The sequence below is a fragment of the Streptomyces sp. NPDC037410 genome (assembly GCF_055602235.1).
Window position 1 is genome coordinate 435843 of the sequence record NZ_JBVJWR010000003.1, and the last position, 15718, is coordinate 451560.

Sequence of the window (15718 nt, forward strand, 5' to 3'; positions counted from 1 at the left end):
TGAGCGGCCAAGCCTCGAAAGCCGTCTTCCGCCTGTAGGCCGCCGCCTTGTGAGCGCCAGCCTCGCCACGGGCCGAGCTGGCCTCTCTCTCGGCCCGCCGCCGCGCCTGGATCATCGGCCAGTCAGGGCCCCGCCGTACCCGTACGACATGCGTCTTCCTTTCACGCCAGCTGTCTCCAACAGCACACCCACCGTGGAGGACACGCGAGCGCCTCAGCCCAGGTCGCGTGTCTGCCAGCCGGGCGGGAGTTTCGGCAGGCCGATGAGGGCGTCGATGCCGAGATGCTCCAGAAGCAGAGCTTTAAGGTGCCGGCCATCGATGAGCTCGACGCGGTTACGCGGGGCGAAATCCCAGCTCGCTTTCCCGAACCACGCGGTGGTGACCACGATGCCTTTCGAGGCGCTCTTGTCGTTCACGATGCCCGCGACCGACCGCACCGTCTCGGCGGAGACCACGTTCTTCGTACGCTTGGCCTGGATGATGCACAGCCCTCCGATGAGGGGTTCCTCGTTGACGGCGACGGCGTCGATGCCGTCGTCCCGGGAGGCCTGGGTGACCCACGACTTGAGCCCGATCTGCTCGAACAGCCGCCGGATGAGGTGCTCGAAGTCGATCGGGTCCATCGCGACCAGGTCGGGCCGGCTATCGAGCCCGGCGACCACATCCCGCTCGGGCGCGATCTTGTACCGAGACAGGTCGAACGTGACTACCGGCGGTACGGGCTGAAGGTCGTAGGGGTGCTGGGAGACGACCGCGCTCAGATGGTGGAGGCTGGCCACCGGGTCGAGCTCGGGCTCGTCAAGGACGAGCTCGGCGAAGTTCTCCCGGCTGACCCGCACACTGATCAGACACGGCTCGGTCGGCTTCCCGGTGGCACGGTCCTTGGCGTGGACTTTCCCGTTGAACGCGATCCCGTCCACCAGCCACGGCGGGGTCACAGTGAAGGCCTCATCGATCGCCCGCAAAGCGAGACGAGCGACCAGATCCCGGTACAGGGTTTTGCACTCGGCCTCCTTCCGTGGCTGCGGCACCACAGTCGGGGGAGCGGAAGCCTTGAACCGGTACTGCGTGACCGAAGGAACCACCGTCTGCGACGGCAGCTCGATCTCCAGGATCAGCTCCCGTGATTCCGGTGCGAACGCCGCCCGCCGCGTACCGCCGAGGCCGTCCGGATAGCTGATGGAGCCGAGCGCGGCCTCCACACCGACCGCGAACCCTTCAAGATCTCCTTCGCCCAGGGCCTGCTCCACCTGCAGCCGCAGCCGGTGAAGGCCGCCGGGGCGTGTGCGCAGAACCGAGGTCAGCAACTGAAGCCGCTCTTCGACCTCGGCCGTACGGGCGACGGCTTCCTCTCGCAGACTCTCCGCAGTCTCCTGCTTCGCACGCCGTTCAGCCGCCGCCTTCTCGCGGGCCGCAGCCCGGCGCCTCTGCTCGAGCTCCCGCTCCCGCGCCGCCTGGCGCTTCTCAAGGTCCCGAACGATCTGCTCAGCCTTACGCGACTCGGCACTCTGCCGCGCCTGCTTCTCCTTCTGAGCACGCATCCACGCTTGCGCCTGGTCACGTTCCTGCCGGGCTTCCTCTTTGGCCCGCTGTGCGGCCTCACGCTCAGCAGCCCTGGCCTGACGCGTAAGCTCCGCCTCAGCCCGCTTGGCCGCCGCGGCCTTCGCCTTCTGGCTGTCCCGGTACGCCTGTACCAGCTGCGCTGCCAAGGACTTCCTACGCGCCATTCGCCGCCCCTCACCACAAGTCAAAGCACAACAGATGCCCTCGTCAGCGGCAGGGCAATCCCAGTGGCCAGTCCCGTGGCCTGACTCGCTCGGAACATGACTGCTTTCGCTCTCACCGATAAGGATCACCGGCTGTTGGGCGACGCTCTGTACGTTGATGAAGGCCGGGGTTCGCGACACTCGCGATGAGCATGATCGGTGATCTTGCTGGGCAGCCTGCTTCTACTTCGTGCGCGACGACACCGTGTGCACGAGGAACCTGGACGTGTCGTACGCCTCAGTAGGCTTGTGCGTCGAACAAAGGAGCACTGCGCATGAGCTATCGCCTGAAGGCGATCACCCGCGAGGAGCATCTGGCCTTCGTCACGGCCCGGCCCTCAGTGAGCCACATGCAGGTTCCCTCATGGGGGGACGTAAAGCCGGACTGGCGGGCGGAGAGTCTGGGCTGGTTCGACGAGGACGGCCACCTCATCGGGGCCGGATTGGTGCTGCTGCGGCCGTTGCCGAAGCTGAAGAGATACCTCGCCTACCTGCCCGAGGGCCCGGTCATCGACTGGGCCGCGGCAGACCTGGAGCGGTGGCTTGAGCCGATGCTCGCGTACTTGAAGGAGCAGGGCGCCTTCTCGGTGAAGATGGGACCGCCCGTCGTCGCCCGCCGCTGGAGCGCCGAGGCGGTCAAAGCCGCGATCGCCGACCCGCAGGCCCGGCAACTGAGGGACGTGGAGGCCACCGCGCACGAGCCGCGGGCCTTCGACATCGCCGACCGACTGCGCCGGATGGGCTGGCAGCAGACCGAGCCCGGTGGCGAGGACGGCTTCGCCGCGGGCCAGCCGCGCTATGTGTTCCAGGTCCCCTTCGCTGGTCGGTCGTTGGAGGAGATCCAGCGTGACTTCAACCAGCAGTGGCGCCGCAACATCAAGAAGGCGGAGAAGGCCGGCGTCAAGGTCGTCCCGGGCGGCTACGAGGACCTGCCCGCCTTCTACGACCTCTACGTCGAGACCGCTGAAACGGGACCGGTTCATCCCGCGCCCGCTGGCCTACTTCCAGCGGATGTGGACCGCGCTGCAGGCCGAGGACGACGACCGGATGCGTCTCTACCTCGCCTATCATGAGGGCGAGGTACTCGCCGCCGCCACGATGCTGACCGTCGGCGAGCACGTCTGGTACTCCTACGGCGCTTCCACCAGCCGCAAGCGCGAGGTCCAGCCGAACAATGCCATCCAGTGGCGGATGATGTCCGACGCCCACGAACTCGGAGCGGCTGTTTACGACTTCCGTGGCATCACCGACACTCTGGAAGAGGACAACCACCTGCTGGGACTGCTCCGGTTCAAGGCCGGCACCGGCGGCCAGGCCGTCGAATACCTCGGCGAGTGGGACTACCCCCTCAACAAGGTCCTGCACAAAGCCCTCGACCTCTACATGTCCCGCCGCTGAGACGACGGCAGCCTTGCTGATCACCGACTCCGATGCAGTGCGCGTGGAACGCCGGCTGCTTGCGGGCGATTTGACCTGCCCATCCTGCGGGGCGCCACTTGCTCCCTGGGGGCATGGCCGTCCTCGGGAAGTACGCGGCGATCTCGGGGCTCGCTGGTTCGTACGCCCTCGCCGGTCCCGCTGCACGGGCTGCGGGATCACGCACGTGCTGCTGCCGGAGACGTTGTGGCCGCGGCGGATGGATGCGGCCGAGGTGATCGGGTCCGGACTGGAGATAGCGGCCCTCGGCATGGGACACCGCCGGGTCGCCGCCCATCTGGGCATGGCGGAGGGGACGGTCCGCGGCTGGATCCGCCGCTTCCGCCGCAGGGCGGAGGACGTCCGCCGGCACTTCACCGTCGCCCTGGTCGCCCTCGCGGACGATCCGGTGATCCCCGAACCTGCCGGCTCACCGCTGTCGGACGCGGTGTCGGTGATCACGGCGGCCCATCGGGTGGCGGCGATGAAGTGGCCGGAGATGAACGCGGTGTCGCGGTGGGCCTTCGCCGGCCGGGCAATAGGCGGTCGGGTGCTGACCTGCACCTCTTCGGCTAGTTGATCAACACGGGCCGCCCCTGGGCGGCGAAAGGAGGGGCCGGAAATCTTGATCGTGTCCGTCCGCGACAGAGGCGGACGCTGATCGAGATGCGAGGAGAGTCCGCGCATGGCATCGAGCGAGGACGAGGACCGCCGCCGGGCGGAGAAGGCCCGGCAGGTCGGTCTGTTCCGCTATTCCCTGATCCAGGACCTGCTGGACACCACTCTCACGACCCGCGAGCGCGGCCGTCTGGCACGGGAGTTGGCGGAGAAGGAACACACTGATCCGTTCGGCCGGCAGGTCAGGGTGTCGAGGGGCACGATCGACCGGTGGGCCCGGGACTACCGCAGCGGCGGGTTCGCCGCGCTGGTTCCCGAGCCGCGCAAGGCTGTTCCGAGGACGCCGCCGGAGGTGCTGGAGCTGGCGGCCGCGCTTAAGCGGGAGGATCCCGGCCGGACGGCCGCGCAGATCCAGCGGATCCTGCGGACCATGCAGGGTTGGTCGCCGACCGACCGCACGCTGCAGCGGCACTTCATGGCCGCCGGCCTGACCGGCACGGGCGCGGGCGAGAAGAGCGTGTTCGGCCGGTTCGAGGCGACCCGGGGCAACGAGCTGTGGACCGGAGATGCTCTTCACGGGCCGAGGGTCGGCGGGCGGAAGACGTACTTGTTCGCCTTCATCGATGACCACAGCCGGGCGATCGTGGGGCACCGGTTCGGGTTCGCCGAGGACACCGTCCTCCTGGCCGCGGCCCTGCGGCCGGCGCTGTCGGCCTGCGGCGTTCCGGAGTCGATCTATGTCGACAACGGTAGTGCCTTTGTCGACACATGGTTGTTGCGGGCCTGTGGGTCCCTGGCGGTCCGGCTGACCCATTCCAAGCCCGGACGGCCGCAGGGCAGAGGGAAAATCGAACGGTTCTTCCGGACCGTGAGGGACCAGTTCCTCGTCGAGCTCGATGACGAACGTGTCGGCCAGATCGAGCATCTCACCGAGCTGAACAGGCTTTTCACCGCGTGGGTGGAGACGGTCTATCACCGCACGGTGCACTCGGAGACCGGGCAGCCTCCGATCGAACGATGGCTGGGTTCGATTCCCCGGCCGCTGCCGCTGCCCAGCCCCGCTGATCTTCGGGAGGCGTTTCTGTGGTCGGAGTTCCGGACGGTGACGAAGACGGCGACGGTGTCGCTGCACGGCAACAGCTACGAGGTCGACCCGATGCTGAGCGGGATGAGGGTGGAGCTGGTCTTCGATCCGTTCGACCTGACCGAGATCGAGGTCAGAGCATCGGGCAAGACGACAGGGAAGGCGACCCCGCACCGAGTGGGCCGTCACACGCACCCGAAGGCGACTCCGGAGACCCCGGCCGAGCCGGCGCCGCCGACCGGGATCGACTACCTGAAGATCCTCGACGAGACGCACACGGCGAACACCGCGAGGGGCATCAACTACTCGTCCCTGTTGGACGACGGGCGGGGACAGCGATGATCGACCGTGTTCAGGGGTACTTCGGTTTCACCCGCGTCCCCTTCGGCCGCAACCTGGCTCCCTCGATGCTGCACCAGCACCACTCCCACCGGGAGGCCGCGGCCCGCATCGCCTGGTGCATCAACAACCGGGCGATCGGCGTGGTCACCGGTGAGGTCGGCTCCGGCAAGACCGTCGCCCTCAAAGGCGCCGTCGCCTCCCTGGACCCGGCTCGTTTCACGGTGATCTACCAGCCCAACCCCGAGGTCGGCATGCGCGGTCTCTATGACCGCATCGTCACCGCCCTGGGCGGCACCCCGAAGTTCCACCTGGCCGCTCTCGCAGCTCAGGCGTCTGCGGCGCTGGCCGCGGAGGTCGACGAACGCGGTCGGACCCCGGCCGTCGTGATCGACGAGTCGCACCTGCTCGACCACCACGAGCTGGACGCAATCCGCATGCTGACCAACTACGACATGGACTCCACGACGCCGTTCGCGGTGTTGCTGATCGGCCAGCCCACCCTCCGCAAACGGATGAAGCACGGCGTCCTGGCGGCCCTGGACCAGCGGATCTCGGTCAGCTACCAGATGCCCACGATGACGAAGGAGGAGACCTTCAGCTACATCAAGCACCACCTCACGATCGCCGGACGGCAGGACACCCTGTTTTCCGACGACGCCGTCGAACTGATCCACCTCACCAGCCGCGGCCTGCCCCGCTCGGTCAACAACATCGCCTGGCAGTCCCTCATCGCCGCCTTCACCGAGGAGAAGGGCATCGTCGACGAGTCCTCCACCCGCGTCGCGATCACCGAGACACACGCGACAGAGTGACGACGAAAGCGACACCACGTTCACGACGACCCCGGCGGCCTGACGCCCCCCGGGGTCGTTTCACCCCATGCCGTCGACAACCAGAACGTCGCCCTCGTGCGCATCTTCAACGTCGCTCAACAACCGGCCACCCGGGCCCGATCGCTGAACAAACTGACGGCCACAGGGCAAGGGACTACCGTCGAAAACCGAGATGCCATACGCACAGGGATCCCCGGCGTTCCCCCGGAGAAACAGTGCAGCGCGCCCGACAAGCGGTACCACCCCAGGAACGACGGCAGCCACGCTGAACACCTGGCCCGGATCGCGCGAAGGGGCGAACGGGGACAATTCCAGGGATCTGCCGTACGACCGACAGGAGCGCTCGTGCACTGGTAGGCAGCTTCGACTGCGAGACAAGCTCGACCGGATAGTGGATGGAGCGTGCCACCCCCTGCCATCTACCCTCGATCCGTCACAGCCCTCATCGGGGGAACGCGTGACCGCCACCGGGACACGCATTCACAACTTCTGGAGCATCTGGGCGATTCCACGGCCCCGCAGCCCGCCTTCAGGCGTGTCGACCGACACTCTGCGCGCCATGCGCCCTACGTCCCCACCCCGCCCACTCCCAGAACCCCCAGCGAGCAACTTCGCCGCCCATCCGGCACTGTGGAGCCTGACCTCCGGAGAGGTCACCACGATCGACTGTCCGACCTGCGGGGCGAGGAAGCACGCTCCATGCCGGACGCTGCGAGACCGCCCCACCACGGCATTGCACCGCGGCCGTACCACCCGTTACCTCAACCTGCGCTTCGGCCTGGACCTCACCGAACCCCACACCCGCCCACCCCAGATCCGCCGCGCACCCACAGATCCCCGTCTCGGCCTCCACGCCACCCGCACACCCGAACCGCAGCCCTGGCGGCTTCCCCTGCCCGAGCTGGCCGACCTCATCAACATCAGCTTCCTCGACCATGCCAAAGTCGTCACCGCACACGCCTGCGGGCTGCGCCGCACCGGCCTCGACGACCTCCTCTACGGCCCCGACCGCATCCACCAGAGCCTCGACGCCCTCACCTACGCCTTGCACGACCGCCAGATCCAACGCGAGACAGGGATTCTCACCCGAGGCCGCGACGAACACACCGCGCTGCTCGCCGAACAGGAGCAGGCCGTCCGAAGCATGCTCCGCGAAGCCGAACACCTCCTCAAACAGCGCCGGCTCGCGGAACTCACCGCAGCAGGCGTGCTGCCCTTCCCGCCGCGCAGCGACGATCCGCGGCACGTGGCCCGGGCCTGGCTCGGCCGCTACCTCGGGGGCGAGAAAGAAGCCCTCGTCCATGCCATCGCTACAGCCGCAGGAGTACCCCCGCAGGCCGCAGCCCCCATTCGCAGCATCCGAGACAAGATCACCAAAAGCATCGACAACGGCTGGATCACCGCACCGGTCAACGACACCGTCGAACGGCTCCTGGGCGCCGAAGACCCTGCCTTCCGCCACCAACTCATCGCCGACGCCACCCAACAGGACATCAGAAACGACGCCCTGTGCCACCCCCTCCTCCTCAACCGATGGCGTGACGAGCTCAACCACACCCTCACCGACCTGGCACCGGCCGCCGAAAACCCCACGACCAAACGGCTCCACGACCTCGCCCTGACCGGCCGCCCCCGCAACGCCCCCGGGCAACTCGGCAAGCGCCGCCGCCTCTTCGCCGCCCTGCTCCAGCGGCGCGACGAAGCAACCCGCCTCATCACCGAACTCAACGACACCATGATGCTCGCCGAGCAGGCCGACCCCAGCTACACCAAGCTCAAGCAGGCGGCAGACCAGGCATACGACGAACTCGTCCGCCGCCACCCCGACCTGTACCAGCGCATCCGCGCGGGCCTCACCCCTCACCAGACCCGCTACGGCCGCCTCGCCCCCAACACCCCTCGCGCCGAGCTCAGACAGCGGATCTTTGCCGACCTCGACAAGACCTGAACGGGCATGCACCGTCGGGAATCCCGTCCACACGCACTTCCACGGGCTTGGTGTTCTGGCCGAAGAAGACCTCATCGACGCGTCAACCCGGCCTCCTGGAGGAAAACGAGGCATGCGCGTCCTCGGACCGGGGTGCTGCGCCACACGGACCGCCCCAGCCCGTGAGCGGCAGGCCGTCCTCAGCCGCGAACACCCATCTCCTGAAGTCTCTGCCGCTGATGGGGATCTTTGAAATCCGGCCAGGGCCGCTCGTCGACCCACTCCCTCCGGACTTCAACGGAGTGGGGTGCTCCAAGGAGCGCCCCGCGCGTTGTCGCCCAGGACCGCCCATCCGTGGAGTGTGCTGCTGGCCATTAGCGAAGCGCCGGGTGGGTGTTGAGTGGGACGTTTCTGCGGTGAACCAGCTCGCCCACCTGGACGAGGCTTAAGGCGATCGCCGGACAAAGAGCAGGCCAGGCCGCTATCCATGCCTTCGTGATCAAGAACATGGTTCGCGGCCTGGCCGCACTCTCCCTCGCCCTGACCCCGCTCGCTGTACCCAACGCCGCGCTCGCCGCGCTCGCCGCGCCCGTCGCGCCGGCCGCCGCTGAAGTCCTGATGCTCAGCGAGGCGGTCGGGCAGATCCCCGTCGCCGACGAGAGCAGGGAGGGCTACGAGCGGACGAAGTTCAAGCACTGGAACGCCGGCCTGGATCTTGGGGACGGGTGTAACACGCGAGCCGAGGTGCTGTTGGCCGAGGCAATCGAGGCCCCGGCGGTCGGTGCGGGCTGCAAGCTCACGGGCGGGCTGTGGCGCTCGTACTACGACGAGCAGCTCATCGACGACCCCGCGAAGCTCGACATCGACCACATGGTCCCGCTCGCCGAGGCCTGGGACTCCGGGGCATCGAACTGGGACGCGAAGCGCCGTGAGGCGTACGCGAACGACCAGGGCACCTCGACCTCGCTCGCCGCAGTCAGCGCCCGGTCGAATCGCCAGAAGGCCGACCAAGACCCGGCCGAGTGGATGCCGCCGTCCCCGGAGGCGACCTGTCGCTACCTCGCCGAGTGGGTGGGCACCAAGCTGCGCTGGGGTCTGTCTGCGGACCAGGGCGAGGTCGACGCCCTCAAGGTGTACGCCACTGGCCCGTGCGAGAACACGGTCGTCCACTACACCCTCGCCCCCTGACGAACGAGGCCCCGCCGGCCGGTGGCGGGGCCTTGGGAGTGGCCTGGTGTGGGCTGCTGGCATCAGCGCTGACGAACTCGGCACGAGCCCATGTCGGGTCAGGCGGGGGAGAGGGCCTCCTCGGGGGTGAAGGTGAGGTGGCTGTCCGTGGGGGTGTTGCAGTCGAGCAGGAGGGCGGGAGCGGTGCCGGCGTCGCCGTTGCTGCCGGCGGTCGGCTGGCCGAGCTCGGAGGGGGTGGCAGGGCGGGTTACAACCCGGACGAGCCCGTCGGGCCGGCGGCCGTCGGAGCCGGGGCCGGTGATCGTGGCGGGCCAGCGGAACTGGGAGAGGATGCCGAGACGGTACGCAGGTCGGTAGGCGACGCCCCACACCGCGAGGTCGCCGGACGACCAGAAAAAGTTCGAGTTGGCCAGCGTCGTAGGAGCCTCATGGCTGTGTCGCCACGGGCCGGTCCCGCCCTCCCTGCAGGTCGAATGGGTGAGGAGATCCACTGAGCAGGTGTGAGGGAACCCCCGAGCAGGGGGTTTTCAACGAGCCTCATCAAACTGGGCACCGGCAAGCACGCAGACGTCGTCCTGTCTCATTACGCGCGGGCTCTTGAAGACCACGGTCGAGCCGAGGCCGCGGAGAAGGTCCTGCGTGAGTGCATCGGTTCCGCCGAGTACTCGGACCGGTTCCGCTGGCCCCTGATCGAGCTGTTGGCCCGCCAGGACAGGCTGGACGAAGTCGTCGACGTGGGCCGTCCCACGTTCGACTACCACGATGCCTGCCTCCTGGAAGGGGTCATCCACCTCCTCTACGAGGCCGGCCGGCTGGAAGACGCCCTGGCGATCCTCGACGAGCGCAGTGCCGAATTCGTCGACGAGCACCCGTCCTGGCACGCCTCCAACCGGCTGTGGCTGCTCGGCGAGGCCGACCGGTACGACGAAGCCCTCGCCTACGCCGCGACCCTGCCCCCAGACCAGTACGGCCTCGTGAATTCGACCGCTTGGCTCCTGGAGGAATCCGGACGAGCCGACGAGGCCATCAGCCTCCTCCAAGCCGACGAGGACCAGTACGGGGAACTGGCCGCCCTCCTCATCAGGCAAGGCCGGGCCAGCGAAGCGATCGCCTCGCTGCCCTCCCTCGCCGCCCTCCACGAAGCATCCCGACGACGCGGCGCCGCCGTCCGAGCCGCACGCGACGCCGGCGACCCTTCCTTCTAGCAGGGAGGCGCACGCCGAATACGCGCCGCACGCTCGTCGTCGGCCAGATGAGGGCCGCCCCGTCTGATGTACTGCGGCTGCGCTGAGACGCTCAGCGCGCCAGCGCCCGCAGCGAGAACAAGCCCCGCGGCGGCCAGTACGGGTGCCACGGCCAAAAGGCACACGAGATGGCCGGCAGCCTGCCGCTCGCTCCTCACGCGCTGCGCACCCCTCTGCATCAGCAGCTGTACCCCACTACGGCCTGGGCCTGAAGACGCGCGGGGCGTCCCTCTTGATCGGCTGCCCGAAGCACACGAGGCCCACCCGGCTGGCGGTCTGGAACTCCCTGCCCAGTTGTACGCACCTCCCGAGGGGCATCCGTTTTCATCGCCACCAGAAACACCCCGCCCTGATTCACTCGTGCGGGTTAATTCTCCGAGGGTCGGATGAACGCGTCTCACCGGGCAAGCGAAAGAATCCAGTGGTTCCCCGTTCGGAAACGGGCAAGACGCCCTCAAGAGCCGCCCTGGTGTGCTCACCTTGCGGCTTGCGAGACCTTGATTGATGTCAACAGGGGGATCCCTGTTCCGTTTTCACTCCTGGCACGTCGAATGCCTCTGCTGCGGACAGGCATATAGCGTTCCGCGCACATGAGTCGGGGCCCCTGGTCAGAGGGGCCCCGACGGGAACCATGTCCGCCTTGAACCCCTCGGAGGGAACGACCATGATCCGCATCCGCCGGATGCTCACGAAGCTGCTTCCGGCTTCAACAGAAACTAGCATTCCGCTGGTTTTCATGACTGAAACGCAGTCGCTCAGCTGTCTCGTCTTCAAGATGCGCTGGAGCGCCTTTGCCATGACGGCCCTCGGCATTGTCACGGCTGTCCACGGCCCGGTGGTGCCCGAGGAGACGTGGTGGGGTGTCGTGGCCGCCGCTGTCGCGGACGGGTCGGTGTTCAGCTACCAGCGCTTCCGTCGCCGCTGAACCACGCAACGGGAGGGGGCGCGGTCTGCGCCCCCTCCCCAGCCCTGCCAGCTCGGTCTCGACAGGGGAGCAGCGCAGTCTTCTCGCTCTCCGCAGAGGGCCACAGATCCAGCGGATGGACCAGCAAGGTGACACGAAGTGCGCAGCCGTCGGAGCACGGTGAACGCTACGAGTACAGCAGGTGTGCCTTCAGCTTGTGCGGGCGTCGTTTCAGACGGCTCAAGGGGCCGGGGCGGCCGCGCCGGTACTGCCAGGACGCGTGCCGGCGTCGCGCGCAGCGCGTGCGTAGTCGTCAGCGGGTCGATGAATCGGCCGTGGTGTACCCGTCCCGGTGGGGTCCAGCAGTGGCGCAGAGGCTTCAGAGTCTGGCGTCGGAGCTGATCCAGGCGGAACAGCGAGGCAGCGACCTCGAGGAACTGGCCCGACGGGCTCTGGCCGTAAGCGCGGAAGCCGCCCACTACCTCACAGCAGCCGTGCACGATGCCCGGGCCAACGGTCTGGGATGGAACGAAGTGGCCCGCAAGACCCATCTCAGCACCGCCGCCGCGCGGGCCAAGTGGGGCCCTTCATCTGTACGCCGGACGACGGAGAGCCGCGCCCGTCACACAGCCCTGCCGGCGTCTGAACCATTAGGGGGAGAAGCGCGTTCTGCGGCTGTCGAGCACAAGAAGCGTCTGGGGTCGGCCCTTTCGTGCCTGCTGCGCAACTACGGGGTCACCGCGAAGGAAGCGGCCCGCGGCGCCGGTGTCTCCCCGTCATGCGTGTCACGGCTCCTGGGTGGCCACAGGGTGCCGGACTGGCCCGTGGTCTTCGCCGTGGTGACGGCGGCCGGCGGCAGGCCTGACGAGTTCCGGCTCCTGTGGGAGTGGGCTCGCGGACACCAGCGGGCACCCCGACGGTCCGTGGCTGCCTCCGTGGCCCGGTTCCACAGTGCGATGCGCGGCTTGAGGTGGGCGGCACTGGGCGCCGCAGGGACCAGTACCGGCACCGACGTCGCGGATGAATGCGACGTCGTCGTAGCCGTGCTCGGCGGAGACCTGGTGCCCGACTGGGAGACCACCCAGCAGATCGTGCTGCACTTCAAAGGCAATCCGGACCAGTTCAGATCGCTGTGGGAGGACGTGCACCACAGCTTCGTCCTCGCTCACGCATTCCATCCGGCGCAGGAGGTGTCAGATGCGGGCGACGTCGCCTGACCCCCGCGAGCACGGCCGTGGACACAGCCCCGGAGCGGGCGCCAGGCTCACGCGTGCCGGAGAGCCGGTTCCGTCGGCATGGCTGGCCATGGTGGACGCTCGGGGCACTGAGCCCCACGGCGTGCGGATCACTCTGCCCACTGCGTTTTCCGCCTTCTGCCAGCGCCACATCGGCACCTACACCCGATACGCTCTCGCACGGACCGGGAATCCTCAGGCGGCGACCGCCCTGGTGGGGGAGGCGCTTGGAGCTCTGGCGATGGCCTGGGCAGAGGCGCTAGAAAGCCCGTCGCCGTCCGCGCTGGCCTGGCGGCTGCTGTCCGCACGGGCTGGCCAAAGCACATCGGCCCTGGGACCGCACCGCGTTCTTCCCCCGCCACAGGCGGACGCGGTCCTGCTCCATTACCGGCTCGGACTGCCCGCCGAACAAGCGGCCGAGACGATGGGGTGCAAGGCGCCGGAGTTCACCTTGCTCCTGAAACAGGCCGTGAAGGACGGAGCAGCCGCCTGAACAGAGCCGATGAACAGCTCCACGGTGTGCGCCCGCGCAGAGGACGGATCCAGGCTGCACAACAGGCCGCGGTTTCACCCCTGCGGGGCACACCAATCCGATGGTTCGGGGTGGATCAGGTGGTGCGTAACTCATAGCATGGAGCCTCGATCTGACACGTGCCCGGCGGCTGTTGGCTGTCCGGGCGCGTGCAGTGGGCGACAGCAATCGGGGGGCGCGCGACGGTGATCGATGTAACCCAGGCCAGCGACGCTCGCATCCACAATTTCTTCTTGGGCGGGCACGATCACTACGAGTCCGATCGAGCAGCAGCCAGACGCCTGACGCACCTCGCACCGAACGCTCCGCAATTAGCCCGCATCAGCCGTGAGTTTCTGATGCGGGCTGTTCGATACCTGAGCGTCGAGTACGGGATCAGCCAGTTCCTCGACCACGGATGCGGACTGCCGACCCGCGACAACGTCCACCAGATCGCCCGCCGAGCCGGCACAGACGCCCGCGTGGTCTACATCGACAACGACCCTGTCGTCCTGGCACACGCGCGCATGATGCTCGACGACGCCCGCACGCTGGTCCTCGACGCCGATCTGCTCGACTTCACCGCCATCCTCACCCGCAGCGAGCAGGCGGGCATGCTAGACCGTGACGAGCCCGTGGCGGTGCTGTTCACCTCGGTCCTTCATTGCATCGCTGACGAACGCAACCCCTGGCGGCACGTGACGGAACTGATCAACCAACTTCCCTCAGGCAGCGTCCTTGTCCTGAGTCATCTGGCCGGCGAAGACCACGTGTTAAACGACCAAGCCCTGCAGCTCATGCAGCAGCTCACCGGCCAGCAGTGGGCCAAGGTCCGTCCCTTCGCAGATGTCGAGCGGTTCTTCACCGGCCTCGACCCCGTCGGCGGGCCGATCGGAGACGTGACGCACTGGAGATCCGCGACCGGACCTACCCTGCACCCCGCCGACCGAACGTGGACCATCTACGGTGGAGTCGCCCGCAAGAGATGACGAACCCCCTTGCTCAGAGCTTGCGGATGTAGCTATCCAGCAGCTCCAACGTCTGATCGCGGTCCGCGGCCTTGTGCCACAGAGAAGTCAGCGCAAGCCGGTACCGGTCGACATCCTCAGGGTTGGTGAGGTAACTGCCGCCATTGCGGACCTCCAAATACACCATGTCCACCTCCCGGTTCGCCGGGAACGACAGGTAGGTGATGGACGGCGCGGGCGCCATCGCCTCGTCACCAGCACTGAACGGCAGAACCCGGATATGGATCTTGTCCATGTTCTCTTCCAGGCTGTACAGCTCACGCAGCTGGCCACGCATGACAGACGAGCCACCCACCGGACGAGCGAGAACAGCCTCATCCACCAGCGCGTAGTAGTCCGGCGCGCTCGCATCATGAAGCACACCACGCCTGGTCTGCCGGACACGCACCGCACGATCCCGCTTCACCGTCTGCCTTTCGGCATCCTCGATGGAGGTATCAGGAAGAGCGTGCCTCATGAGTACCCGGGCATACTCCGGTGTCTGCAACAGGCCGGGCACGTACTGCACCTCGTAGGTACGGATCTCCTGAGCGGAGGCCTCCACACTGATCAGCCGCTCCAGCCAGCCCGGGATAGCGTCCCGGAACTCCTCCCACCACTGGGTGTCCTGCGAGCGGCTCGCCAGCAGCTCCAGAGACTCCAGCGCGGCCGGGTCAGTGACACCATAGAACTGCGCAAGGGCCAGCAGCCGATCCGGCTTCAGCGGCGACTCGCCGTTCTCGAGCCGGCTGAGCGTGGGAGCGGACCCGACCAGTCCCGCCTGGACCACATCCACCAGGCGCAGACCCTGCTCCTTGCGCAGCCGGCGCAGGTAGGCGCCCACCACCCGTCCCGCGCCGGCCAGATGGCCGCCCGAGTCCTCTCCGCCCCCGACAGCCCACAGGACTTGACCGCCCGACACTCTCAACTCCTCGGCCAAACGACGCTGTTACCGTAACGCCTTCAGCCTGGAGAGTCTGGTGGGGCGGCCGCAAGCCTCAAGGGGCGAAATTCAGACGATCAGGCGGTTGAACTCATCGCGCTTCGCGCCGACGAGCATCGCACTGATCTCCGAAGGAGTGAACACCAGTGCCGGCCCGTCAGGAAACCGGGAGTTCCTCACCGCGATCTCGTCGTTGTGGAGCCTGGCGAACTCCACACAATTGCCGCCCTCCGGGTTACTCGCAGAGCTCTTCACCCACTGCACTCCTACGATGCTGCCGCCCGCGACGCCATTTACGTAACCGCTCACGCCTCATCCTTTCGCTGCTTCCGTCTCCTCGGCACCACGCTCAGGCCGTGCTCGGCCTGGACGACGACGCGCCCCGCCACGGCCGCACGGCCGATGAAATTTCATGGATGCGTGGAATGTCGTCGATCTTAGGCGGCCGTTTTCACGTACGCCGTCCCTCGAAAGGGCGTTCTTACTCGTGTGGTGATCGGATGAATTCAAGTCGGCGCGCCAGAGAACCCATGTTCACGCACGCGTGAGCATGGCCGGATAGGCATTGGTGGCGAATCCTGGCGCACCAGGGCGTTCTACGTCTCCCGGCCCGCTCGCACGCCGAGGCCTGCCCGCCTACGCTCACCAACGGTGTAGGTGCCTACCGCCGGGCCCGCGCGGACCCCGATGCCGTTGAGT

14 protein-coding genes and 1 pseudogene are annotated in these 15718 nt (G+C 67.5%); 11 read left to right on the forward strand and 4 right to left on the reverse strand.

Going from position 1 to position 15718, the window contains the following annotated elements; translation table 11 throughout:
* Window positions 1-213: 213 nt before the first annotated feature.
* Window positions 214-1710 (reverse strand): restriction endonuclease, encoded by a 1497-nt coding sequence (locus tag ACZ7HT_RS07370; RefSeq protein ID WP_471161023.1) that lies wholly within the window; start codon window positions 1708-1710, stop codon window positions 214-216.
* 332 nt (window positions 1711-2042) lie between these two features.
* Between ACZ7HT_RS07370 and ACZ7HT_RS07375 the strand changes: the two are divergent.
* From ACZ7HT_RS07375 to ACZ7HT_RS07400, 6 genes and pseudogenes are all read left to right on the forward strand, one after another.
* Window positions 2043-3165, forward strand: a pseudogene (locus ACZ7HT_RS07375) (lipid II:glycine glycyltransferase FemX).
* A 43-nt stretch (window positions 3166-3208) separates the two neighbouring features.
* Window positions 3209-3763 carry a DUF6431 domain-containing protein gene (locus ACZ7HT_RS07380; protein WP_471161132.1) on the forward strand — a complete coding sequence of 185 codons (555 nt, stop codon included), beginning with the start codon at window positions 3209-3211 and terminating at the stop codon, window positions 3761-3763.
* 105 nt (window positions 3764-3868) lie between these two features.
* On the forward strand, window positions 3869-5227 hold the full coding sequence (locus ACZ7HT_RS07385) for a DDE-type integrase/transposase/recombinase (RefSeq protein WP_471161025.1): 1359 nt from the start codon (window positions 3869-3871) through the stop codon (window positions 5225-5227).
* Window positions 5224-6039, forward strand: coding sequence for an ExeA family protein (locus ACZ7HT_RS07390; protein WP_471161028.1), 816 nt, complete (start codon window positions 5224-5226; stop codon window positions 6037-6039). The genes ACZ7HT_RS07385 and ACZ7HT_RS07390 overlap by 4 nt, the downstream gene beginning before the upstream one ends.
* A gap of 754 nt (window positions 6040-6793) precedes the next feature.
* Entirely contained in the window at window positions 6794-8008 is a 1215-nt protein-coding gene (locus tag ACZ7HT_RS07395) for a hypothetical protein (RefSeq protein WP_471161031.1), read from the forward strand.
* A 474-nt stretch (window positions 8009-8482) separates the two neighbouring features.
* A complete protein-coding gene (locus ACZ7HT_RS07400) occupies window positions 8483-9175 on the forward strand; it encodes an HNH endonuclease family protein (RefSeq protein WP_471161034.1) in 693 nt (230 codons plus the stop codon).
* A 98-nt stretch (window positions 9176-9273) separates the two neighbouring features.
* Here the strand turns inward: ACZ7HT_RS07400 and ACZ7HT_RS07405 are convergent, their stop codons facing one another.
* On the reverse strand, window positions 9274-9666 hold the full coding sequence (locus ACZ7HT_RS07405; protein ID WP_471161035.1) for a hypothetical protein: 393 nt from the start codon (window positions 9664-9666) through the stop codon (window positions 9274-9276).
* Between the two features lie 9 nt (window positions 9667-9675).
* Here ACZ7HT_RS07405 and ACZ7HT_RS07410 point away from each other — a divergent pair, with 9 nt between their 5' ends.
* The 5 genes from ACZ7HT_RS07410 (at window position 9676) to ACZ7HT_RS07430 (ending at window position 14058) form a co-directional block, all read left to right on the forward strand.
* The gene (locus ACZ7HT_RS07410; protein WP_471161038.1) at window positions 9676-10380 is read left to right on the forward strand and encodes a hypothetical protein; all 705 of its coding nucleotides are present in this window, start codon (window positions 9676-9678) and stop codon (window positions 10378-10380) included.
* A gap of 703 nt (window positions 10381-11083) precedes the next feature.
* Window positions 11084-11344, forward strand: a complete 261-nt coding sequence (locus tag ACZ7HT_RS07415) for a hypothetical protein (RefSeq protein ID WP_471161041.1) — start codon at window positions 11084-11086, stop codon at window positions 11342-11344.
* Window positions 11345-11688: 344 nt separating this feature from the next.
* The gene (locus tag ACZ7HT_RS07420; RefSeq protein WP_471161043.1) at window positions 11689-12540 is read left to right on the forward strand and encodes a helix-turn-helix domain-containing protein; all 852 of its coding nucleotides are present in this window, start codon (window positions 11689-11691) and stop codon (window positions 12538-12540) included.
* Between the two features lie 121 nt (window positions 12541-12661).
* Window positions 12662-13051 carry a hypothetical protein gene (locus tag ACZ7HT_RS07425; RefSeq protein ID WP_471161045.1) on the forward strand — a complete coding sequence of 130 codons (390 nt, stop codon included), beginning with the start codon at window positions 12662-12664 and terminating at the stop codon, window positions 13049-13051.
* Between the two features lie 224 nt (window positions 13052-13275).
* Window positions 13276-14058, forward strand: coding sequence for an SAM-dependent methyltransferase (locus ACZ7HT_RS07430; protein WP_471161048.1), 783 nt, complete (start codon window positions 13276-13278; stop codon window positions 14056-14058).
* Window positions 14059-14071: 13 nt separating this feature from the next.
* On the opposite strand, the gene ACZ7HT_RS07435 is transcribed toward ACZ7HT_RS07430, so the two are convergent.
* On the reverse strand, window positions 14072-15016 hold the full coding sequence (locus ACZ7HT_RS07435; protein ID WP_471161050.1) for a helix-turn-helix domain-containing protein: 945 nt from the start codon (window positions 15014-15016) through the stop codon (window positions 14072-14074).
* A gap of 72 nt (window positions 15017-15088) precedes the next feature.
* Entirely contained in the window at window positions 15089-15328 is a 240-nt protein-coding gene (locus ACZ7HT_RS07440; protein ID WP_471161053.1) for a DUF397 domain-containing protein, read from the reverse strand.
* Between the last annotated feature and the right edge of the window lie 390 nt (window positions 15329-15718).

Bases quoted from the DNA above. Each gene is read 5' to 3' on its own strand.
- ACZ7HT_RS07390 (WP_471161028.1), top strand. From the start codon at position 5,224: ATGATCGACCGTGTTCAGGGGTACTTCGGTTTCACCCGCGTCCCCTTC.
- ACZ7HT_RS07415 (WP_471161041.1), top strand. From the start codon at position 11,084: ATGATCCGCATCCGCCGGATGCTCACGAAGCTGCTTCCGGCTTCAACA.
- ACZ7HT_RS07385 (WP_471161025.1), top strand. From the start codon at position 3,869: ATGGCATCGAGCGAGGACGAGGACCGCCGCCGGGCGGAGAAGGCCCGG.